Origin of the sequence: Winogradskyella undariae (assembly GCF_013285155.1) — a bacterium.
GTDB classification, from domain to species: Bacteria; Bacteroidota; Bacteroidia; order Flavobacteriales; family Flavobacteriaceae; genus Winogradskyella; species Winogradskyella undariae.
In genome coordinates, this window is the sequence record NZ_JABTEL010000001.1 from 504566 (window position 1) to 526719 (window position 22154).

Consider the following 22154-nt stretch of genomic DNA (forward strand, 5'->3'; position numbering starts at 1 on the left):
ATTTAAGCCAATTTTCGTTGTAAGCTTGCCATTCCGCCACCATTTATGGCATCAATTCCATTAGATTTTAAAATACTTGCAGCATTTGCAGAGCGCATGCCACTAGCACAATGGGCAATTACAGGTTTGTTTAGTCTTTTAATCTCGTTAATTCTGTTTCCTAGTTCTTGAACTGGAATGTGAATCGCATTTTTGATATGTCCGCCTTGGTATTCACTAGGTGTTCTAACATCTAAAATAACAGCTCCTTTTTCTAAGTATTCTGCAACGTTGTTAGTCGATTTTCCAAATAAAGCATTAAATATTCCCATTGTATTTATTTTTGAACAAATTTCCGAAAAGTTTAGAAAACCATTCGTAACCAAAGTTACATTATAATTGCGTTCTACTTAAAAATCTTGTAAATTTAGTATTTTACCTCACTATGAAACCAGAGACACGTCAACAAGAAATTATTAGAGTAGCTGCTAAACTCTTCAAAGAAAAAGGTTACAGTGCGGTCACCATGCGAGATTTGGCAACGGCTATGAATATAAAAGCAGCAAGTCTTTACAATCACATCAATTCTAAACAAGATATATTAGAAAGTATTATCATTTCTATTGCAGAACAGTTTACAGAAGGCATGTCTTCTGTAAGAGAAAGCAATGCTACTTGCATCGAAAAGTTAAAAGAAATTATAGCGTTGCATGTAGAAGTATCTAGTACCAATATTTATGGTATGGCTGCTTTAAATCACGATTGGATGCATTTAGAAGCTCGATTAAATTACTACAAAAAGTTGCGTAGCGATTACGAAAATGATTTCAGAAATATTCTTATTGAAGGTATAAAAGCTGGTGAAATTTCAGACATAAAACCAGATGTAATGATGTTTTCAATCTTAACAACCTTACGTTCGCTTTATTTATGGATACCGAAAAAGGAAGATGTAAATCTTCAAGAACTATCTAGTAACCTCAATGAAATTCTTATAAAAGGAGTCATAAAATAGATTTAAATTTATTTACTAACTTTGTCAAACAAACTAACAAGTGTTAGTTAAGTGTTTTTAAAAATACATATGGCACAGTTTTATAAGCTTAAAATTCAAGATATATACAAGGAAAACGAAGATACTTCTGTTATAACCTTTTATGTTCCTATAGAATTACAAAATACATTCAAATTTCGTCAAGGTCAGCATTTAACTCTAAAAGCAGACATTAACGGAGAAGATGTGCGTCGTTCGTATTCACTTTGTTCAAGTCCATTAGATAGTCAATGGAAAGTTGCTGTAAAGCTCATTCCTGGTGGGAAATTCTCAACTTATATAAACGAAACGCTAAAAACGGGTGACCAATTAGAAGTGATGGCACCAAGCGGTACATTTGGTGTAGAAGTCAACGCATCAAATCCCAAAAACTACTTGTTTTTCGCAGCAGGAAGTGGCATTACACCAGTTTTGTCTATGGTTAAAGCACATTTGCAAGCAGAACCAAATTCTACATGTAAATTATTTTACGTTAATAAAACCGCAAAATCCATTATCTTTAAAGAAGAACTAGAACAATTAAGAAACACTTATTTCGGAAGATTTGAAATTTATTATTTCTTAACCAAAGAACGTAGAGATATTGAATTATTAAACGGAAGATTCGATGATGAAAAGATGAAGATTCTTACCAATACGTTTATCGATATTCCAGATACAAGTGAAGTATTTTTATGTGGTCCAGAAAAAATGGTAAACTACGTAAGCGCGTATTTAATAAATAAAGGATTACCAAAAGAACTGATACATTCTGAGTTGTTTGTAACCGGACTTTCAGATGAAGACATTAAGCGAGCAGAACGTCTAGCAAAACAAAATGTAGAAGGAACCGAAGTGGTTATCGTCGATGGGGGAAAAGAATTCACCTTCACCATGACTAAAGAATACGATAATATCCTCGACGCAGCCTTAGGCGCAGGAGCAGATTTGCCATTCGCCTGCAAAGGTGGTGTTTGTAGCACCTGCAAATGCGAAGTGAAAGAAGGCGCAGTCGAAATGAAAATAAATTACGCATTAAGCGATAAAGAAGTCTCACAAAACCTAGTCTTAAGTTGCCAAGCAGTACCAACAACAGAAAAGGTAATTGTAGATTTTGATGTATAATAAATCCTTTTGTAGAAAAATATCTCTATAATTTGTCATTCCTGTGTAAATAGGAATCCACTATAAACTAATAACAATTCACTAACAACAAACAAGATGAGTGAAGAACAAATAAAAAATCTAGAAGTACAATTCGAAGCACGTATCGCAAGAGACGAGAAAATCGAACCAAAAGATTGGATGCCAGAAAAATACCGTAAAACGCATATTAGGCAAATGTCGCAACACGCACATTCCGAAATTGTAGGGATGCTTCCCGAAGGAAATTGGATTACAAGAGCACCTTCTTTGCGACGTAAAGTAGCACTTTTAGCAAAAGTTCAAGACGAAGCTGGTCACGGTTTATATCTCTATTCGGCATGTGAAACCTTAGGGATTTCTCGCGATGAGTTATACGATCAATTGCATTCAGGTAAAGCAAAATACTCTTCCATCTTTAATTACCCAACAGTAACTTGGGCAGATATGGGAGCTGTAGGTTGGTTAGTCGATGGCGCTGCAATTATCAATCAAGTGCCATTATGTAACACTTCTTATGGACCATACGCAAGAGCAATGGTTCGTGTATGTAAGGAGGAAAGTTTTCACCAACGTCAAGGTTACGAAATCATGATGAAGTTGGCAAACGGAGCACCTGAGCAAAAAGAATTAGCACAAGATGCTTTAAATCGTTGGTGGTGGCCAAGTTTAATGATGTTAGGTCCTACAGATGCAGAATCTATTCACACGGAACAATCCATGAAATGGAAGTTAAAACGAAAATCTAATGACGATTTACGTCAGCAATTTATAGATCAAACGGTTCCTCAAGCCGAATTAATCGGACTTACAATTCCTGATCCAGATTTAAAATGGAACGAGGAACGCCAAAGCTATGATTTCGGTGAAATTAATTGGGACGAGTTCTGGCAAGTCGTAAAAGGCCATGGACCAATGAATAAAGAACGCATGAAAGCTAGAGTTGGTGCATGGGAAGAAGGAGAATGGGTTAGAGATGCGGCTATGGCACATGCCGAAAAGAAGCAAGCAAGAAAACAAAAACAAGCAATTTAAATTTTATCGTCAATTCGAGAGATTTTCTGTCAGTTTATGCGCAGTCGAAATCAAAGAAAATTATATCGAGAATAAGATGAAACAAAACATATAATTATGTCTGATAAAAAAAACTGGCCACTTTGGGAAATCTTTGTAAGAAGTAAAAATGGATTAGAACATCGTCATTTTGGAAGTCTTCATGCAGCAGATGCAGAAATGGCATTAGAAAATGCAAGAGATGTGTACACAAGACGAAATGAAGGAGTGAGTATTTGGGTCGTAGAATCTAAAAATATCACAGCATCAAATCCAGAACACAATGGTGAAATGTTTGAGCCTGCTCAAGATAAAGTCTATCGTCACCCAACATTTTATGATTTACCGGACGAAGTAAAACATATGTAATTGGAGCAAAGCTCGAATTACAATTCCCACGAAAGTGGGAAACTGATCAATTGAATCTAAATCTCATTCAGAGCAAAGTGAAGAATCTCATTATTAATAAGAACGTCACTTCGAGTGATTTGTGAGGAACGAGCAAATCGTATCGAGAAGTAATTAAATAGATACCCATTTTTATGGGCACTTAAAATGAAACAAAACCTATACAACTATATATTAGGAATCGCAGACAACAGTCTAATCCTAGGACAAAGACTAGGAGAGCTCACAGGACATGGACCAAGCCTAGAAACAGATATCGCTTGCACCAATATCTCATTAGATTTATTCGGACAAGTACGAAGCTATTTTCAATACGCAGCAAAAATTGCAGGAGATAACAGAACTGAAGATGATATAGCAATGCTTCGTAAAGAACGAGAATATGTAAATGTATTGTTGGTAGAACAACCCAATAGAGATTTTGCATATACCATGGCACGTCAGTTCTTATTCGATATATATCATTTATTATTTTTACAGAAATTAGAAAAAAGTAAAGATTTAACTTTATCTGCTATTGCAACAAAATCAATTAAAGAAGTGAGTTATCATGAACGTTTTTCAGGAGACTGGATAAAACGTTTAGGAGATGGTACAGAGGAAAGTAAAACAAAAATGCAAGATGCTATTGATGGTTTGTGGACCTATACTGATGAGTTATTTCATCAAACCGAAGCAGATAAAGCAATGGTTGCAGAAGGAATTGGTGTTGATGTAACAAAACTTAAAGAGACCTATTATAAAAAGGTAAATGAAATTTTAGAAGAAGCAACACTCGAAATCCCGGAATCAAAATGGTTTCAAAAAGGTGGAAAAGAAGGCGTTCACACCGAACATTTAGGGTATTTATTAGCAGAGCTTCAATATATGCAACGTGCGTATCCTAATATGGAATGGTAACACAAATTCCTCAGAAGGCAGATAAACCTTTAGGTTCAGCAAAGCTAATCTCATAATCGAAAAAGTAAAAGTTAGTCGGTTAAACATGACGTCACTTCGAGTGATTCCGATTTTTTTATCGGAATGGTATCGAGAAGTAATAAAGCAAAATTCCCGTTTTCACGGGAAATGAATATGACAACAGAACAAAACATAGACCAAATCTTAATTCCAATTCTGGAACAGGTTTCAGATCCTGAAATCCCAGTATTATCTATCATGGATATGGGAGTGGTACGTACTGCAGTCATAGAAAATAATATTGTAAAAGTAGAAATTACACCAACGTATAGTGGTTGTCCAGCGATGGATGTTATTGGAGACGATATTAAAGCCGCATTAAAAGTGGCAGGATACCACTCTGAGATAGAATTAATTCTTGCACCAGCTTGGACCACCGATTGGATTACACCAAGAGGAAGAAAAGCATTAGAAGATTATGGCATAGCAGCACCTTTAAACGCAGAAGCAGATAAAGATGTATTGCTTAATGATAAAAGGATAGTGAAGTGCACCAATTGTGGTTCACAAAACACAAGATTAGTAAGTCAGTTTGGTTCCACAGCATGTAAAGCACAGTTTCAATGTGACGATTGCCAAGAACCATTTGATTATTTTAAATGTCTAAAGTAAAGGAACTTCAATTCGAGTAAAATTGTTTTTTAGCAATTTTGTATTGAGAATATATAAAAGTTTTGTCATTCCTGCGAAGGCAGGAATCCACAATAAAAGAAAAACATATGAATAAAAGCATTCTTTTAAAAATAGAAAATAAAATAGCGTACATCACGCTAAACAGACCAGAAGTGTTCAACAGTTTTAACCGTGAAATGGCATTTTTGCTTCACGATACTTTAGATGCTTGTGAAACAAATGATGAGGTTAGAGCAATTGTTCTTACTGGAAATGGAAAAGCATTTTGTGCAGGACAAGATTTAAAAGAAGTTACGGATCCAGATTTAAATCCTGGATTCAAAAAAATATTAGAAGAGCATTATAATCCAATAATTACTAGAATTAGAAATATTAAAAAACCAGTAATTGCAGCTGTAAACGGAGTTGCAGCAGGAGCAGGAGCAAATATTGCTTTAGCTTGTGATATTGTTGTTGCACATGAAAAAGTAAGTTTCATTCAAGCGTTTAGTTTAATAGGTCTGGTTCCAGATAGTGCCGGAACATTCTTTTTACCAAGATTAATCGGATTTCAAAAAGCATTAGCATTAGCCATGTTAGGCGATAAAATTTCAGCAGAAGAAGCAGAGAAAATGGGAATGATTTATAAAATGATTCCATTAGAAAGTTTTGAAGAAGATGTCAATAAGTTAGCTTTGAAACTGGCAAACATGCCTACAAAAGCATTGGGTATGATTAAAGAATTATTCAATAAATCGATGACCAATGATTTAGAATCTCAATTAGCGTTGGAGTCTAAGTTACAAATTGAAGCCGCACAAAGTGAAGATTATAAAGAAGGAGTCGCAGCATTTATTGAAAAGAGAAAACCAAATTTTAAAGGAAATTAATTAACGTCAGTTCGAGTGAAATTGCTTTTTTTGCAATTTTGTATCGAGAACAATATGAACAAACAAACACTCATAGAAGCGCACAACCGAATAAAACCTTTTATTCACCAAACACCAGTGCTAACCTCAGAATTGCTAAATAAAGAGGCAGGCTGTAATCTATTTTTCAAATGTGAGAACTTTCAAAAAATGGGAGCCTTTAAAATGCGAGGAGCAGCAAATGCAATTCTTTCACTTTCTGATGCGGAAAGAGAACGTGGTGTGGTAACACATTCCTCAGGTAATTTTGCCCAAGCAGTTTCATTAGCAGCTCAAAAGTTACATGTGAAGGCATACATTGTAATGCCAGAAAATGCACCACAAGTCAAAAAAGATGCAGTTAAAACTTATGAGGGTGAAATCATAGAATGTGAATCGACACCTCAAGCAAGAGAAGCAACAGCTAATAAAGTTAAAGAGGAAAAGGGAACATCATTTTTACACCCATCTAATCAAGATGAGGTTATTTATGGTAATAGTACAGCAGCAATTGAATTATTAGAAGAGCAACCAGATTTAGATATTATCCTAGCACCTGTTGGTGGAGGAGGTCTTATTGCAGGAACTGCTTTGGCAACACATTATTTCTCTGAAAAATGTAATGTAATTGGTGCCGAGCCTAAAGCTGTTGATGATGCATATCGATCATTAATTTCGGGTCAAATAGAAACGAATCTAAGTTTTAATACCATTGCAGATGGACTTCGAACAAATTTAGGCGATCGTAATTTTCCAATTATTCAAAAACATGTAGAGAAAATAATATGTGTAGAGGAAGAGGAAATTATCAATGCCATGCAGTTGATTTGGGAACGTATGAAGATTATTGTAGAACCATCAAGTGCAGTAGCTTTTGCAGCTGTATTAAATAACAAAGAAGAATTTGCAACTAAAAACATCGGAATTATTATTTCTGGTGGTAATGTAGATGTGAAAAATCTGCCATTTTAGATAACTGTCACCCTGAGCGCAGTCGAAGGGTATCAATAAAAAAAATAATTTGTCATTCCTGCGTAGGCAGGAATCCACAATAAAAGTAAAAACATGAACATAGGAATTATAGGTTCAGGAACCATGGGAAGCGGCATCGCACAAGTAGCAGCAACTTCTGGTTGTCAAGTAAAATTGTACGACACCAATCAAGGAGCTTTAGATAAAGCAAAAGCTTCATTAGAAAAAATATTGAATCGTTTAATTGAAAAAGGAAGAATAGATACTGCTGAAAAAAAGAGAATAGAATCTAATATTTCTTATGTAGATACATTAATAGATTTAGCAGATTCTAATCTAACTATCGAAGCGATTATTGAAAACCTAGATATTAAGAAAAAAGTATTTTCAGAATTAGAAACTTATGTGTCTGACGATTGTATTATTGCATCAAATACGTCAAGTTTATCAATAGCATCAATTGCAGCATCACTTAATAAACCAGAGCGTTGTGTAGGTATTCACTTTTTCAATCCAGCACCTTTAATGAAGTTGGTTGAGGTCATTCCAGCCATTCAAACATCTAAAGCAGTACTTGAAAAAGCGATTCAAACAATTTCCGATTGGAAAAAAATAGTAGCAGTTGCCAAAGACACGCCAGGGTTTATAGTCAACAGAGTCGCAAGACCATTTTATGGTGAAGCCTTAAGAATATACGAAGAAGGGTTAGCAGACTTTGCAACCATTGATCATAGTCTAAAATCTTTAGGTGATTTCAGAATGGGACCATTTGAATTAATGGATTTCATAGGAAACGATGTCAATTACACCGTAACCGAAACCGTATTTACCGCCTTCTATTTCGACCCAAGATATAAGCCTTCATTTACTCAAAAACGTTTTGCTGAAGCAGGTTACTTAGGACGTAAATCTGGAAAAGGTTTTTATGATTATGATAAAAGCGGCAAAATAATTGAGGCAAATCACGCAAACACAAAGACTTTTGAAACTTATGAAGACGAAGAGTCTTTGAAAAATCAAATTTTTAATCGTGTTTTAGTTATGCTAATCAACGAAGCCGCAGATGCCTTATTTTTAAACATCGCATCGGCAGAAGATATAGATATTGCCATGACAAAAGGAGTTAATTATCCAAAAGGATTATTAGCCTGGGCAGACGAAAAAGGAATCGATTGGTGTGTGCAAAAAATGGACGAATTATATAACGAATATCACGAAGATAGATACCGTTGTAGTCCATTATTACGTAACATGAATAAAGAAAATAAAACGTTTTTTTAATATAACGTCAGTTCGAGTGAAATTGCTTTTTCTGCAATTTTATATCGAGAACAAGTGAGGCTTCTCGATACAATTCCGATGAAAAATCGGAATCATTCGAAGTGACGAAATAATAAATATGAAACCAGAACAAATTCCACATAAAATGCTATCACAAGATGCCTACAGCACGTGGCTAGGAATAGAAATCCTTGAAAGTGAACTAGGACGTTGCAAAGTAGCAATGACTATTAGAAAAGAAATGCTAAACAGTATGGGTAAAGCGCATGGAGGAATTAGTTATTCTTTAGCAGATACAGCTTTCGGATTTGCAGCAAACACACATGGTAAATATGCAGTTTCTATAGAAACCAGTATTAATCATATTGAAGCATTAGAAGAAGGCGATTATATTACCGCAGAATCTGTTATTGAAAATGTGAAAAATAGATTAGGTTTTAATATTATCGAAGTCAAAAGAGGAAATGAGTTAGTAGCACTTTTTAAAGGTGTTGCTTACAGAACACAAAAAGATTGGGAGTAAAATAGTAAAAATATAAAATTATGAAATGGAAAGGTAGACGACAAAGCGGGAATCTTGAAGACAAACGCGGCATGGGAACTAAAGGTAAAGTAGCAGCTGGTGGTGGAGTTATTGCCGTAGTTGTAATTTTATTGCAACTTTTTGGAGGTGAAACAGGGCAACAATTAGCGCCAATTATAGAGCAGGTAGCAAATAGTCAAACCTCAACACAGCAAGTGGAACAAAGAGATCTAACGAGTCAAGAAGTTGAAATGGGTAATTTTATGGCTACCGTTTTAGCAGATACGGAAGATGTTTGGAATCAAATTTTTTCAGAATACAATCTCGGTAATTATAAAGAGCCAAAAATGGTATTATTCACAGATGCTGTTAATACTGCATGTGGAAGTGCAACTTCTGCTTCTGGTCCGTTTTATTGTCCTGGAGATCAAAAATTATATATGGATTTAGCTTTCTTCGATGAACTAAAAACACGTTTCGGAGCTAAAGGAGGTGATTTTGCAATTGCTTATGTAACAGCACATGAAGTAGGACATCACATTCAGACTTTATTAGGAACTTCTAACAAAGTAAGACAACTGCAAAGTCAAACCAATCAAACCGGAGCTAATAAATTATCTGTAGCACAAGAGTTGCAAGCCGATTTTTATGCAGGGGTTTGGACGCATCATAATAAACAATATTTACAAGCGGGAGACATTGAGGAAGCGATGAGTGCTGCCAATGCTGTAGGAGACGATGCTATACAAAAAAGAAGTACAGGAAGTGTAAACACAGATAGTTTCACTCATGGGACATCAGAACAGCGTATGGAGTGGTTTATGAAAGGTTATAATACAGGCGATATTAGAAACGGAGATACGTTTGCTGCACTTATAAATTAAATACATGAATAGCACAAACCTTTAGGTCTACCGAAGCGAATTTCTTAGCAAATAAAAAATAAAATTTGATTAGTAATAAAAGTAACAAGTAAGTGCGTTAGGGATTACTCATTTATTCTATTTTATTAAATAGGAATTCGTGAGTGTTTCACAATTGAAGTGGCATCCTTTTTTACGTCAGTTCGAGTGAAATTGCTTTTTCTGCAATTTTGTATCGAGAACAAGAAAAAAAGATATAACGGAAAGCCCGACCTTTAGGGAACGCCAAAAAAATAATATTAATTTGAAATAGAAGCTTCTATTTTCGACTTCAATTTCAATTTCAATTTCAAACATGGAAGCATACATAATAGACGGAATCAGAACACCAATAGGAAATTACAAAGGCACATTATCTGCTGTGAGAACAGACGATTTAGGAGCAATTGTAATTTCAGAAATCGTAAAACGTAATCCAAACATTCCTAAGGAAGCTTACGACGATGTTATCATGGGATGCGCCAATCAAGCAGGAGAAGACAATCGTAATGTAGCGCGTATGTCATCACTTTTAGCAGGATTACCATTCACAGTTCCTGGTGAAACCGTAAACCGTTTATGTAGCTCAGGATTATCCGCAATCATTCACGCAAACAGAGCTATAAAAGCAGGAGATGGAGACGTTTTTATTTCAGGAGGCGTCGAGAACATGACGCGAGGACCATACGTAATGGCAAAACCATCAACCGCATTTGGAGGTGATTCTAAAATGTACGATTCCACTTTCGGATGGCGTTTTATCAACCCTAAAATGCAAAAATTATACGGTACAGATGGCATGGGAATGACTGCCGAAAACCTAGTCGAGAAATATAATATCTCTCGCGAAGACCAAGATAAATTCGCGCTTTGGAGCCAGCAAAAAGCAACCAAAGCACAAGAAAATGGTCGACTAGCAAAAGAAATAGTTACTGTAGAAATTCCACAACGTAAAAAAGATCCTATACAATTTTCAAAAGATGAGTTCATAAAACCAACATCATCTTTAGAAGTTTTAGGAAAACTAAGAGCAGCCTTTAAAAAAGAAGGCGGAAGCGTAACCGCAGGAAACTCTTCAGGATTAAACGACGGAGCAGCGGCAACCATTATTGCATCAGAAGACGCAGTAAAAAAATACAATTTAAAACCATTAGCAAGAATCGTGAGTTCTGCAGTGGTTGGTGTCGAACCTAGAATTATGGGCATTGGTCCTGTGCAAGCTTCCAATAAAGCCTTAGCAAAAGCAGGATTGACCATGGACGATATGGATATTATCGAGCTTAACGAAGCCTTTGCTGCACAGGCTTTGGCTTGTATTCGTGCTTGGGGATTGGCAGATAACGACCCAAGAATAAATCCAAATGGTGGTGCTATTGCCATTGGTCATCCGCTTGGTGTAACAGGCGCGAGAGTTGCGTATTCAGCAGCTTTAGAGTTGCAGGAACAGAACAAAAAATATGCGTTAATTACCATGTGTATTGGCGTCGGACAAGGGTATGCTGCAATTATCGAAAATGTGAATTTGTAAAATAATTTGGGCGTTACCACAAGGGTCGCGCTTTCGGCAGTCGCTTTTTTTGAGAAGAACAAAAAAGAGCTTCAACAAATGCCTCAATCGCTAACGCGCATACCAACTAAGGTTATTGGTTAATTAAAGATTTGTCATTTCTGCGAAAGCAGGAATCTCTTAACAAAAAGGAAATATACTTTGGTTAAGAAAAAAGCATAGCAAGTAAGTGCGTTAAGGATTACTCATTTATTCTATTTTATTAAATAGGAATTCGTGAGTGTTTCACAATTGAAGTGGCATCCTTTTTTACGTCAGTTCGAGTGAAATTGCTTTTTTGCAATTTTGTATCGAGAACAAGTAAAAAAGATATAACGGAAAGCCTGACTTGTAGGTAACGCCAGAAAAAAAGTAATAATTAATAAGATACCTGCCTGCGCAGGCATTTGATATGAATAAAATTCAACACTACGTTCAAGGTCAATGGACAACAGGTAAAGAAGAAGGAACACCAATTCTAGATGCAGTAACAGGAGAAGCTTTTACAAGCATTGCTATAGAAGGATTAGACATTCCAGAAATTCTTAACTACGGAAGAACCAAAGGAGGAGAAGTTCTTCGTAAAATGACTTTCCAAGAACGTGGAAACATGCTTAAAAAATTAGCATTATACCTTACTAAAAGAAAAAATTCGTTTTACGATTTAAGTTACAGAACAGGAGCAACTAAAGTAGATAGTTGGATTGACATCGAAGGAGGTTTCGGAAACTTATTCGCTAATGCTTCCCTTAGAAAACTGTTTCCAAACCAACCATATCACGTAGAAGGGGATGCTATTGATTTATCTCGTGGCGGACGTTTTATGGCGCATCATATTATGGTACCTAAAAAAGGAGTTGCAGTCCATATTAATGCATTCAACTTCCCAGTTTGGGGAATGTTAGAGAAATGTGCCGTAAACTGGATGGCAGGAGTTCCTGCTGTGGTTTTACCAGCACCTTCAACTTCTTATTTAGCCGAAGCTGTAGCAAAAGAAATAATAGCTTCAGGTATTTTACCCGAAGGCGCATTACAAATTATAAACGGAACCGTAAAAACAATTCTAGATACTGTAGAGTCTCAGGATGTCGTGACATTTACAGGTTCAGCAAAAGTAGGACGCTTATTAAAAGCGCATCCGCAATTAATTCAAGAATCTGTGCCATTTACGATGGAAGCCGATTCTTTAAACGCTTCGATTTTAGGAGAAGACGCAGTTCCGGGAACACAAGAATTCGACTTATTTATTAAAGAGGTTAGAAAAGAAATGACAGTTAAAGCAGGACAAAAATGTACTGCAATACGTAGAATTATTGTTCCGCAAAATTTAGTGGAAGATGTGCAAACTGCATTATCTAAACAATTAGATAAAGTCACTATTGGAGATCCAAGGCTAAAAGAAGTGAGAATGGGATCTTTGGTAAGCCATCAACAAGTGCAAGCAGTTAGAGATTCAGTAAATGATTTATCTAAAGAAGCACAAATTGTTTATGGAAGTTTAGATGAAATAAATACCATTGGAGCAGATGCTAAAAAAGGTGCTTTTATTAGTCCTATTTTATTACGTTCTGATCACCCTTTTGAAAATACAATCATTCACGAACGTGAAGCATTTGGTCCAGTAAGTACCATTATGCCATATAAAAACCTAGACGAAGCAATTACTTTAGCACAAATGGGTAAAGGTTCATTAGTGTCTTCAATTGCAACTAATGATGACAAGATTGCTAAAGAGTATGTAATTAATGCTGCATCTCATCACGGTCGTATTATGGTAGTTAATCGTGATATGGCTAAAGAAAGTACAGGTCATGGTTCACCATTACCATACTTAGTGCATGGAGGTCCAGGTCGTGCTGGAGGAGGAGAAGAAATGGGAGGAATGCGAGGTATTAAACATTACTTACAGCGTACAGCAATTCAAGGTTCACCAACAACAATTACAGAAATCACTGGTATTTACCAGCAAAACGCAAAATATAAGGAAGCTCCACAACATCCATTTAAATACCATTGGGAAGATATTCAACCAGGAATGTCAATGAAAACCCACAGACGTACATTTACAGATACAGACATTATTAATTTTGCAAATGTTACTTGGGATCATTTCTATGCACATACAGATATTACATCTTTAGACGGAAGTATTTTCGAACAAAGAACAGCGCATGGTTATTTTATTATTTCAGCTGCGGCAGGATTATTCGTCTACCCAAATAAAGGACCAGTTTCAGCAAATTACGGATTAGAAGAATGCAGATTCTTACGTCCATTATATCACAACGATACCATTTACGTACGCCTAACGTGTAAACAAAAAGTAGATAGAGATGTGGCTTCTGCAGAGCATCCAAGCGGAATTGTAAAATGGTATGCAGAAATTTTCGATGCTAATACCGATGAGAAAGTAGCATTCGCAACAGTTTTAACTATGGTTCAGAAAAAGCAAGAAGTTTTAACCGAAATGACGGAAGATAAAATCAATGCATGTCTTTCTGCATTAAAAGAAGATATGAAACCAGAATGGGGAATTATGACGCCACAGCACATGATCGAGCATTTAGAATATACCTATAAAATCGCTTCAGGTGAAATTCAAGATTTTGAAATAGCAACACCAGAAAAGATTTTAGATAAAGTCCATAATAGTTTATGGAACTTTGATAAATTCCCAAAGAACTCTCAATTTCCTCAGTTAGAAAAAGACACTTTAGATACATTAAAGCATTCCGATTTAGCTACAGCTATAGATAAGTTTAAAGCACAACGCGAAAAATATTTAGAGTATTTTAAAGAAAATCCTGAAGCTAAACTAAAGAATTTAGTATTCGGAGAATTGAATAAATACGAATCGTATTTGTTAGAAAGAAAACATTTAAATCATCATTTCGAGCAATTCAATTTGTTGTAGCAAATTGAATTGCTCGAAGCACCCGAGAAATCGGGTGTCTTGTAAATAAAGGCAATAAGTTGAAATATTCCAGTTTTCAAAGCAAATAACTATGAAACACTACATCTACATAATAACAAATAACAAGGATGGTGTTTTGTATATTGGAGAGACAAAAAATTTAAAGAAAAGAATTTATCAGCATAAAAATAAAGTCCATCCAACTACATTTTCTGCAAGGTATAATTTAGATAAACTTGTTTACTCAGAAGAGTTTGAAACAAAAGAAGAAGCTAAATTAAGAGAAAAGCAAATGAAGAAATGGAATAGAGCTTGGAAAATAGAATTGATAGAAGAACAAAATTCAGATTGGTTGGATTTGTATAATAAAACTAAGTAGAACTAAAATAATAAGATTCCCGTTTTCACGGGAACACTATCGTGATGACAGAACCATACGTAAAACTAGAAATTAAAAACGAAGTAGGATACATCGAGTTTTTCCATCCTGCACATAATTCATTGCCAGGAAATATTTTAACAAAACTAGCGCAAACCATAACAGATGCTGGAACTAATGAGGCTATTAAAGTTGTAGTTCTTAAAAGTGGAGGAGAAAGAACCTTTTGTGCAGGAGCAAGCTTCGAAGAATTAATAAACATCAATGACGCTGCTACAGGAAAAGTATTCTTTTCAGGTTTCGCAAATGTAATTAATGCGATGCGTAAATGTCCTAAATTTATTATTGGTCGTATTCAAGGGAAAACTGTTGGTGGAGGAGTTGGTTTAGCAGCAGCAACCGATTATTGTATGGCAACAAAGTTCGCTTCCATTAAACTAAGTGAGTTAAATATAGGAATCGGACCTTTTGTAGTCGGACCAGCAATAGAGCGTAAAATGGGCTTAAGCGCCATGTCGCAAATTGCAATAGATGCCAACACATTTTACACACCAGAATTCGCAAAACAGAAAGGATTATATACCCATGTTTTCGACACGACAGAAGCATTAGACGAAGCCGTGAAAACAACAGCAGAACATTTATGTACTTACAATACAGAAGCCATGTTAGAAATGAAAAAAGTATTCTGGCTAGGAACTAATGATTGGGATGTGCTTCTTGCAGAACGTGCAGCAACAAGTGGAAAACTAGTTTTGAGTGAGTTCACTAAAGAAAAATTAAAAGGATTTAAATAAAAATTTCATTGCGAGGACGAAAAACGTGGTAATCTCTTGATGTGATTCTTCGCTTCGCTCTGAATGATAAACTCGACAAAAAAGATGGCAATTTATTCATTCAAAGGTTACACACCAGTAGTACATAAATCAAGTTTCGTACATCCATTAGCAGCAGTAACAGGAAACGTCATCATTGGCAAAAACTGTTATATTGGTCCAGGAGCAGCGATTCGTGGAGATTGGGGACAAATTATTTTAGAAGATGGTGTTAACGTGCAAGAGAATTGTACAGTGCATATGTTTCCTGGCAAGTCCATCACATTAAAAGAAAGTGCACATGTTGGTCATGGTGCTATTATTCATGGCGCTAATTTGGGTGAAAATTGCCTCATTGGAATGAACACTGTCATCATGGATGATGCCGAAATTGGTGACGAATGTATTATTGGAGCCATGTCGTTTGTAAAAGCCGAAACCAAAATTCCATATAGAAGTTTAGTAGTTGGGAATCCTGCAAAAGTAATTAGAGGAATTACAGATGAAATGATTGCGTGGAAAACAAAAGGCACACAGTTGTACCAACAATTACCAGCAGATTGTCACGAGAGTTTACGAGAAGTTGAACCATTAAGAGAAGTGCCAGAAAACATGAAAGTTCAAGATGATGTTTATAAAACACTTCGGGAAACGTTCAAAAAATAAAATGACGTCTCTTCGAGTGATTCCGATTTTTTATCGGAATTGTATCGAGAAGTTTTTAATCTATTTGTTACTTACAAAATCCGACTCAAATCAATTTCATTAGTTTCTTTACTCGTAGACAAAGCAATCAAACTTTGTACATTCCCTAAATATGGAAGAAGCGTTAATTTTGAAATGATAAACGTTTCATAAGCTTCAATATCCTCTACAACTAGTTTTAATAAATAGTCAAAATTTCCACTGACGCGATGGCATTCTACAACTTCCGGAAAGTTGTTGATTTCCTTTACAAACTTTTCTAAATAACTTCGCGTATGACCTTGCAAAGTGATTCCTATAAAAACAGTCAGCTTTAAACCTATTTTCTTATTGTTTAAAACAGCGACATATTTTTCAATATACCCTTCCTTTTCCAATTTTTTTATACGTTCAAATATTGGTGAAGTGCTCATACCTAGTTCTTCTGCTATACTTTTTGTTGTTCGATTGCTATTCTTTTGTAGTATAGCTAACAGTTGTGTGTCTATTTTATCGAGTGTATGTGGCATGAGAAAATTAGTTGCTTTAAAGCGGTAAATTTAATGATTAAAAGTCTAATAATCTGTAATGGTGTTTATTTTAAGAATAATATCCTTTTTAATGGTAAATTAAAAGATTTTAACAATTGTGTAATGCGATATACATTATCTTTAATTCTTATAATCCTAAACTATAACAGCTTGATGACTTTTGAATTAAAAATGCCTAAAATGGGCGAAAGTATTACTGAAGGAACTATAATCAACTGGTTAGTTGCTGAAGGAGATACATTTGAAGAAGGAGATATTATTCTTGAGGTAGCAACAGATAAAGTCGATAATGAAGTGCCTGCACCAGCTTCAGGAACTTTAGTAAAAACGATGTTTCAAGCTAAAGATGTAGTTCCTGTTGGAGAAGTTATGGCAATTCTTGAAGTTTCAGAAGACGTACAACCTTTAAAGCAAGGTAATGTCTCGTCGAGCGCAGTCGAGACGTCTCAAAAGAAGGAAAAAGTACCAAAAAGACCAAAACAAGTTCAACAAGCTTCAACTTCATTTTCAACATCAAATTCAAACACATTCTTTTCGCCATTAATCATTTCAATAGCAAAAGAACATCACATCAGTTTTGAAGAATTAGCACGAATTCCTGCAACAGGTCACGAAGGGAGGCTTCGTAAAAGCGATGTGTTTCAATATATAGAAGATGGTAGACCATTTAAGTTCGCACAACCAGCTGCAGAGAAAGATCCAACAGCATATAGAATTCCACAATTAAATTTCGATAAAGGCAAAGGAAAAGTCATCGAAATGGACCGTATGCGTCAGATGATTGCCGATCATATGGTATACTCAAAACACACATCACCACATGTTACTGCTTATGTAGAAGCAGACATGACAAACATGGTGAACTGGAGAAATGCAAAAAAAGTAGCTTTTCAACAAAAGCACGGAGAACGTTTAACCTTCACGCCATTATTTGTAGAAGCGGTAGCGAAAGCAGTAAAAGATTTTCCGAATATTAATGCTTCTGTCGATGGTAATAACATTATTGTAAAAGAAGATATTAATATTGGTATGGCAACAGCATTACCAAGTGGAAACTTAATAGTACCTGTAGTAAAAAATGCAGATACTAAAAATTTAAAAGAGATTGCTAGTAACGTAAACGAATTAGCAGGAAAAGCTAGAGAAAACAAACTAGCAGTAGACGATATAAAAGGCAGCACCTTCACAATTTCTAACGTAGGAACTTTTGGAAGTGTCATGGGAACACCAATTATCAATCAACCCGAAGTTGCCATTTTAGCTTTAGGAATCATCAAAAAAAGACCAGAAGTTATTACTACCGAAAAAGGTGATGAAATTGCAATTAGAAGCATGATGTATTTATCACTGTCTTTTGACCACAGAGTAGTTGATGGCTTTTTAGGCGGAAGTTTTGTAAAAAGAGTAGCAGATTATTTCGAACAATTCGATATCAATAGAGAAATATAAAAAACGTACGTCACTTCGAATGATTCTGATTTTTTTATCGGAATCGTATCGAGAAGCTTTCAGAGGTTCTCGATACAAAATTGCAAAAAAGCAATTTGACTCGAACTGACGAAAAAAAATAAAATTATGAAACCTAACATTTCAATAACAAAAGTAGAAAAATCTAAAGTAGATGCTTTAGACTTCAATAACATACCATTAGGCACAACATTCACAGATCACATGTTTATTTGTGATTATAACAATGGCACATGGGTAAACCCAAGAATAATCCCAATGGGAATGATTCCTACACATCCAGCAGCAATGGCTTTACATTACGGACAAGCCATTTTCGAAGGCATGAAAGCAACTGTAGATGCAAATGGAAACCCAATGTTGTTTAGAGTAGATAAAAATGCAGCACGATTAAATACAAGTGCAGACCGAATGGGAATGCCTAATTTTCCAGAAGATTTATTCGTAGAAGGTTTAAAACAATTAGTAGATATCGAACGCAGTTGGATTCCACCAGCAGACGGAAGCGCACTATACTTAAGGCCATTCATGTATGCCGACGAGCCATTTATTGGTATGCGGGCAGCAAATCATTATAAGTTTATAATCATGGCATCTCCAGCAGGACCATTTTTTAGTAACCGTATTAAATTGTGGGCCGAAAAACAGTACATACGTGCAGCAGCAGGAGGAACAGGAGAGGCAAAAGCAGCAGGTAATTACGCGGCAGCTATTCGTCCAACAGAGTTAGCAAAAGCTAAAGGTTACGATCAAGTATTGTGGCTAGACGCAGTAGAACATAAATATATTCAGGAAGTAGGAACCATGAATATTTTCTTTAAAATCGAAGGTAAATTCATCACGCCAAAACGCGATGGTTCTATTTTAGATGGTATTACTAGAATGAGTGTTATCGCTATTTTAAAAGATAAAGGTTACGACGTTATAGAGCGTGCCATCACAATTGATGAGGTGCAAGAGGCTTCAAAAAATAAAACCTTAGAAGAAGCATTCGGAACTGGTACAGCCGTTGGTATTGCTTACATTCAAGACATTGGGGTTGGTGATGATGTTATTCATGTTTCCGACGAAAGTCCGGTTGGTTTAGAAGTAAATAACACCTTAAACGCTATAAAAACAGGAAAGGTTGAAGATAAATTTGGATGGATGATTAAGGCTTAGAGTCATTTGGGCGTTACCACAAGGGTCGCGCTTTCACTACTCGCTCTTTTTGAGAAAAACAAAAAGGAGCTCAAACAGACCGTTCAATCGCTAACGCAGAAATTACCGTGCAATAAGCAATAGTGTCACTTCGAGTGATTTGTGAAGCATTAGCAAGTTGTATCGAGAAGCAATAAAAGTTCTCGATACAAAATTGCAGAAAAAGCAATTTCACTCGAACTGACCTAACGTTTTGTCATTCCTGCGAAGGCAGGAATCCATTTCGAAGTAGGTAGTATAAATATAATATCATTCAGAGCGAAAGCGAGGAATCTCATAGAATCTCTGCGAAAACTCAATGAAACTCTGAGTAATAATTAAACATAAATTAATGTCATTCAAAGCGAAAGAGAAACATCTCAACAAGAGATTACCACGTCCTTCGTCCTCACAATGACAGAACGATTCAAGATGAAAAAAGAAACACTAGAAAAAGGATTTTCAAAACTCTGCACAGCAAAAGCAATGGCAGAATTATACGAAGCTAATTTTAAACAAGTTTCAAAATACGTACATGCAACATCTCGTGGACATGAAGCCATTCAAATCGCTTTAGGACTACAATTATTACCTCAAGATTATGCATTTCCATATTACAGAGACGATGCCATGTTACTATCTTTTGGTTTAGAACCTTACGATTTAATGTTGCAATTGTTAGCTAAAAAAGACGATCCATTTTCTGGAGGAAGAACCTATTATTCACATCCTAGTTTAAAGGATGACGATAAGCCTAAAATTCCACATCAATCTTCCGCAACCGGAATGCAAACCATTCCAGCTACGGGAGTCGCCATGGGCATGCAGTATAAAGAATTACAAGGTTTAGATGATTATAGTTTGGAATCAGATCCTGTCAGTTCGAGCGCAGTCGAGAACGCTCTAAAACCAATAACAGTTTGTTCTTTAGGAGACGCCTCTGTAACCGAAGGAGAAATAGCAGAAGCGTTTCAAATGGCAGCTTTAAAGCAAATGCCAATCTTATATTTAGTTCAAGATAACGGTTGGGATATTAGTGCCAATGCAGCAGAAACGAGAGCGCAAAATGCTTTTGAATATGCAGCAGGATTTAAAGGTTTAGACGCGATATCAATAGATGGCGCCAACTTTACAGAAAGCTACGAAGCCTTAGAAAAAGTTATAGAAACTATCCGTACAGAACGCAGACCATTTTTAGTACACGCAAAAGTGCCATTATTAAATCATCATACTTCTGGTGTACGAATGGAATGGTATCGTGATGATTTGGAAGAGGCACGTTCTCGTGATCCATATCCAGTAATAAAACAACAATTATTAGATGCAGGATTTTCAGTAGAGGAAGTGAAGCAAATTGAAGCTTCTGCCTATGCAGATGTACAATCCGATTTTGAAAAAGCCTTGAAAGCTGAAGACCCAAAACCTGAAGATTTATTTACAAACGACTTTGTACCTACACCAATTACGGAAGAAAAAGGAACACGTTCACCGGAAGGTGCCGAAAAAGTAGTGATGGTAGATTGTGCACTTTTCGCTGTAGAAGAATTAATGAAAAAGCATAAAGAATGTTTGCTTTACGGTCAAGATGTTGGTGGAAGACTTGGTGGTGTTTTTAGAGAAGCAGCAACATTAGCGCAAAAATTTGGAGACGATAGAGTGTTTAATACACCAATTCAAGAAGCTTTTATTGTTGGTTCAACCGTTGGAATGAGTGCAGTTGGATTAAAACCAATTGTTGAGGTTCAGTTTGCCGATTATATTTGGCCTGGCTTAAATCAGTTATTTACAGAAGTTAGTAGAAGTTGTTATTTATCTAACGGAAAATGGCCGGTTTCTATGATTCTTAGAGTGCCCATTGGTGCTTATGGAAGTGGAGGACCTTATCATTCATCTTCAGTTGAATCTGTAATTACAAATATTCGTGGTATTAAAATAGCGTATCCAAGTAATGGAGCAGATTTAAAAGGATTGATGAAAGCGGCTTATTACGATCCTAATCCAGTTGTAATTTTAGAACACAAAGGGTTGTATTGGTCTAAAGTGCCAGGAACGCAAGGTGCAACGTCTGTGGAGCCAAGTGAAGATTATGTATTGCCTTTAGGTAAAGCATGGGTTTTACAAGAAATTTGGAAACAAGAAAATTTAGAAACATTAACTATTGTGACTTACGGAATGGGAGTACATTGGGCAATGAATGCATCGGAAGCATTAGGAATGCAAGATCAGATAGAAGTAATTGATTTACGTACTTTATATCCTTTAGACGAAGACACCATTATGAAATCGGTTAAGAAAACTGGAAAATGTCTTGTTGTAACAGAAGAGCCTTCAAATAATAGTTTTGCCAGAGCATTATCTGGAAAAATTCAAGAAGAATGTTTCAAATATTTAGATGCACCAGTAATGACTATTGGTAGTGAAAATATGCCAGCAATACCATTAAATTCAACTTTAGAGCAAACCATGATTCCTTCAATAGAAAAAGTGAAAGCTAAGATAGAAAAGCTACTAAACTATTAAATTTATAACAGTATTAGATACATAGTTATGTGTGTAATAAAAGGGATTCGTAATTGGAAAACAATTATGAATCCCTTTTTTTTATGACTTCAATTTGCTTCATTTTTATAGAAATAGATTTTAGTTAAAATATGTTTTTTCAAAAAAAGAGATTTCAAAAATAAATTGGAAAGCGTATGGAAGTCGTAAATAATCTTTTATATTTGAGGTGTAAACTTTAGGAGTAGCTATTAAATTAGTTTGAGAAACATCCTTAGAACCTGATTTGGTTAATACCAACGTAGGAAAAAGTTATGTTCGATAAAACATCGAAATACTACCATTT

The 22154-nt window shown here is 35.6% G+C and carries 21 protein-coding genes and 1 riboswitch; of the genes, 19 read left to right on the forward strand and 2 right to left on the reverse strand.

What is annotated here, in order from left to right:
* Positions 1-2: 2 nt before the first annotated feature.
* Positions 3-311 (reverse strand): rhodanese-like domain-containing protein, encoded by a 309-nt coding sequence (locus HSX10_RS02050; protein WP_173586536.1) that lies wholly within the window; start codon positions 309-311, stop codon positions 3-5.
* Between the two features lie 113 nt (positions 312-424).
* Between HSX10_RS02050 and HSX10_RS02055 the strand changes: the two genes are divergently transcribed.
* The 16 genes from HSX10_RS02055 to HSX10_RS02130 all read left to right on the forward strand — a co-directional run bounded on the left by HSX10_RS02055 (position 425) and on the right by HSX10_RS02130 (position 16094).
* Complete coding sequence (locus HSX10_RS02055; protein WP_173586537.1) at positions 425-994, forward strand: TetR/AcrR family transcriptional regulator; 570 nt, start codon at positions 425-427, stop codon at positions 992-994.
* A 69-nt stretch (positions 995-1063) separates the two neighbouring features.
* A complete protein-coding gene (locus HSX10_RS02060; RefSeq protein ID WP_173586538.1) occupies positions 1064-2137 on the forward strand; it encodes a 2Fe-2S iron-sulfur cluster-binding protein in 1074 nt (357 codons plus the stop codon).
* A gap of 96 nt (positions 2138-2233) precedes the next feature.
* Positions 2234-3190, forward strand: a complete 957-nt coding sequence (gene paaA, locus HSX10_RS02065; RefSeq protein ID WP_173586539.1) for a 1,2-phenylacetyl-CoA epoxidase subunit PaaA — start codon at positions 2234-2236, stop codon at positions 3188-3190.
* A 96-nt stretch (positions 3191-3286) separates the two neighbouring features.
* Entirely contained in the window at positions 3287-3577 is a 291-nt protein-coding gene (gene paaB, locus HSX10_RS02070; RefSeq protein ID WP_173586540.1) for a 1,2-phenylacetyl-CoA epoxidase subunit PaaB, read from the forward strand.
* 186 nt (positions 3578-3763) lie between these two features.
* A complete protein-coding gene (gene paaC, locus HSX10_RS02075; protein WP_173586541.1) occupies positions 3764-4516 on the forward strand; it encodes a 1,2-phenylacetyl-CoA epoxidase subunit PaaC in 753 nt (250 codons plus the stop codon).
* Between the two features lie 174 nt (positions 4517-4690).
* Positions 4691-5188 (forward strand): 1,2-phenylacetyl-CoA epoxidase subunit PaaD, encoded by a 498-nt coding sequence (gene paaD, locus HSX10_RS02080; RefSeq protein WP_173586542.1) that lies wholly within the window; start codon positions 4691-4693, stop codon positions 5186-5188.
* A gap of 107 nt (positions 5189-5295) precedes the next feature.
* Positions 5296-6078 (forward strand): enoyl-CoA hydratase-related protein, encoded by a 783-nt coding sequence (locus HSX10_RS02085; RefSeq protein ID WP_173586543.1) that lies wholly within the window; start codon positions 5296-5298, stop codon positions 6076-6078.
* Positions 6079-6132: 54 nt separating this feature from the next.
* On the forward strand, positions 6133-7068 hold the full coding sequence (locus HSX10_RS02090) for a pyridoxal-phosphate dependent enzyme (protein ID WP_173586544.1): 936 nt from the start codon (positions 6133-6135) through the stop codon (positions 7066-7068).
* 93 nt (positions 7069-7161) lie between these two features.
* Complete coding sequence (locus HSX10_RS02095) at positions 7162-8349, forward strand: 3-hydroxyacyl-CoA dehydrogenase NAD-binding domain-containing protein (protein WP_173586545.1); 1188 nt, start codon at positions 7162-7164, stop codon at positions 8347-8349.
* A gap of 118 nt (positions 8350-8467) precedes the next feature.
* Complete coding sequence (locus HSX10_RS02100; RefSeq protein ID WP_173586546.1) at positions 8468-8872, forward strand: hotdog fold thioesterase; 405 nt, start codon at positions 8468-8470, stop codon at positions 8870-8872.
* A 20-nt stretch (positions 8873-8892) separates the two neighbouring features.
* Entirely contained in the window at positions 8893-9756 is an 864-nt protein-coding gene (ypfJ, locus tag HSX10_RS02105; protein ID WP_173586547.1) for a KPN_02809 family neutral zinc metallopeptidase, read from the forward strand.
* Positions 9757-10090: 334 nt separating this feature from the next.
* A complete protein-coding gene (pcaF, locus tag HSX10_RS02110; RefSeq protein WP_173586548.1) occupies positions 10091-11302 on the forward strand; it encodes a 3-oxoadipyl-CoA thiolase in 1212 nt (403 codons plus the stop codon).
* Positions 11303-11732: 430 nt separating this feature from the next.
* Positions 11733-14234, forward strand: a complete 2502-nt coding sequence (gene paaZ / locus HSX10_RS02115; RefSeq protein ID WP_173586549.1) for a phenylacetic acid degradation bifunctional protein PaaZ — start codon at positions 11733-11735, stop codon at positions 14232-14234.
* 91 nt (positions 14235-14325) lie between these two features.
* On the forward strand, positions 14326-14613 hold the full coding sequence (locus tag HSX10_RS02120) for a GIY-YIG nuclease family protein (RefSeq protein WP_173586550.1): 288 nt from the start codon (positions 14326-14328) through the stop codon (positions 14611-14613).
* A 44-nt stretch (positions 14614-14657) separates the two neighbouring features.
* Entirely contained in the window at positions 14658-15410 is a 753-nt protein-coding gene (locus HSX10_RS02125; protein WP_173586551.1) for an enoyl-CoA hydratase/isomerase family protein, read from the forward strand.
* Between the two features lie 84 nt (positions 15411-15494).
* Entirely contained in the window at positions 15495-16094 is a 600-nt protein-coding gene (locus HSX10_RS02130) for an acyltransferase (protein WP_173586552.1), read from the forward strand.
* A 71-nt stretch (positions 16095-16165) separates the two neighbouring features.
* On the opposite strand, the gene HSX10_RS02135 is transcribed toward HSX10_RS02130, so the two are convergent.
* On the reverse strand, positions 16166-16642 hold the full coding sequence (locus HSX10_RS02135) for an Lrp/AsnC family transcriptional regulator (RefSeq protein ID WP_173586553.1): 477 nt from the start codon (positions 16640-16642) through the stop codon (positions 16166-16168).
* 201 nt (positions 16643-16843) lie between these two features.
* On the opposite strand from HSX10_RS02135, the gene HSX10_RS02140 reads away from it, so the two are divergent.
* The 3 genes from HSX10_RS02140 to HSX10_RS02150 all read left to right on the forward strand — a co-directional run bounded on the left by HSX10_RS02140 (position 16844) and on the right by HSX10_RS02150 (position 21829).
* Complete coding sequence (locus HSX10_RS02140; protein WP_254453187.1) at positions 16844-18112, forward strand: dihydrolipoamide acetyltransferase family protein; 1269 nt, start codon at positions 16844-16846, stop codon at positions 18110-18112.
* Positions 18113-18238: 126 nt separating this feature from the next.
* A complete protein-coding gene (locus HSX10_RS02145; protein ID WP_173586554.1) occupies positions 18239-19291 on the forward strand; it encodes a branched-chain amino acid aminotransferase in 1053 nt (350 codons plus the stop codon).
* 450 nt (positions 19292-19741) lie between these two features.
* The gene (locus HSX10_RS02150; protein ID WP_173586555.1) at positions 19742-21829 is read left to right on the forward strand and encodes an alpha-ketoacid dehydrogenase subunit alpha/beta; all 2088 of its coding nucleotides are present in this window, start codon (positions 19742-19744) and stop codon (positions 21827-21829) included.
* A 209-nt stretch (positions 21830-22038) separates the two neighbouring features.
* Positions 22039-22133, forward strand: a riboswitch (TPP riboswitch).
* Positions 22134-22154: the final 21 nt, after the last annotated feature.

Excerpts from the sequence above, each read along its gene's own strand:
- HSX10_RS02050 (WP_173586536.1), bottom strand. The coding sequence starts at position 311 with ATGGGAATATTTAATGCTTTATTTGGAAAATCGACTAACAACGTTGCA.
- HSX10_RS02055 (WP_173586537.1), top strand. The coding sequence starts at position 425 with ATGAAACCAGAGACACGTCAACAAGAAATTATTAGAGTAGCTGCTAAA.
- HSX10_RS02060 (WP_173586538.1), top strand. The coding sequence starts at position 1,064 with ATGGCACAGTTTTATAAGCTTAAAATTCAAGATATATACAAGGAAAAC.
- paaA (WP_173586539.1), top strand. The coding sequence starts at position 2,234 with ATGAGTGAAGAACAAATAAAAAATCTAGAAGTACAATTCGAAGCACGT.
- paaB (WP_173586540.1), top strand. The coding sequence starts at position 3,287 with ATGTCTGATAAAAAAAACTGGCCACTTTGGGAAATCTTTGTAAGAAGT.
- paaC (WP_173586541.1), top strand. The coding sequence starts at position 3,764 with ATGAAACAAAACCTATACAACTATATATTAGGAATCGCAGACAACAGT.
- paaD (WP_173586542.1), top strand. The coding sequence starts at position 4,691 with ATGACAACAGAACAAAACATAGACCAAATCTTAATTCCAATTCTGGAA.
- HSX10_RS02085 (WP_173586543.1), top strand. The coding sequence starts at position 5,296 with ATGAATAAAAGCATTCTTTTAAAAATAGAAAATAAAATAGCGTACATC.
- HSX10_RS02090 (WP_173586544.1), top strand. The coding sequence starts at position 6,133 with ATGAACAAACAAACACTCATAGAAGCGCACAACCGAATAAAACCTTTT.
- HSX10_RS02095 (WP_173586545.1), top strand. The coding sequence starts at position 7,162 with ATGAACATAGGAATTATAGGTTCAGGAACCATGGGAAGCGGCATCGCA.
- HSX10_RS02100 (WP_173586546.1), top strand. The coding sequence starts at position 8,468 with ATGAAACCAGAACAAATTCCACATAAAATGCTATCACAAGATGCCTAC.
- ypfJ (WP_173586547.1), top strand. The coding sequence starts at position 8,893 with ATGAAATGGAAAGGTAGACGACAAAGCGGGAATCTTGAAGACAAACGC.
- pcaF (WP_173586548.1), top strand. The coding sequence starts at position 10,091 with ATGGAAGCATACATAATAGACGGAATCAGAACACCAATAGGAAATTAC.
- paaZ (WP_173586549.1), top strand. The coding sequence starts at position 11,733 with ATGAATAAAATTCAACACTACGTTCAAGGTCAATGGACAACAGGTAAA.
- HSX10_RS02120 (WP_173586550.1), top strand. The coding sequence starts at position 14,326 with ATGAAACACTACATCTACATAATAACAAATAACAAGGATGGTGTTTTG.
- HSX10_RS02125 (WP_173586551.1), top strand. The coding sequence starts at position 14,658 with ATGACAGAACCATACGTAAAACTAGAAATTAAAAACGAAGTAGGATAC.
- HSX10_RS02130 (WP_173586552.1), top strand. The coding sequence starts at position 15,495 with ATGGCAATTTATTCATTCAAAGGTTACACACCAGTAGTACATAAATCA.
- HSX10_RS02135 (WP_173586553.1), bottom strand. The coding sequence starts at position 16,642 with ATGCCACATACACTCGATAAAATAGACACACAACTGTTAGCTATACTA.
- HSX10_RS02140 (WP_254453187.1), top strand. The coding sequence starts at position 16,844 with ATGGGCGAAAGTATTACTGAAGGAACTATAATCAACTGGTTAGTTGCT.
- HSX10_RS02145 (WP_173586554.1), top strand. The coding sequence starts at position 18,239 with ATGAAACCTAACATTTCAATAACAAAAGTAGAAAAATCTAAAGTAGAT.
- HSX10_RS02150 (WP_173586555.1), top strand. The coding sequence starts at position 19,742 with ATGAAAAAAGAAACACTAGAAAAAGGATTTTCAAAACTCTGCACAGCA.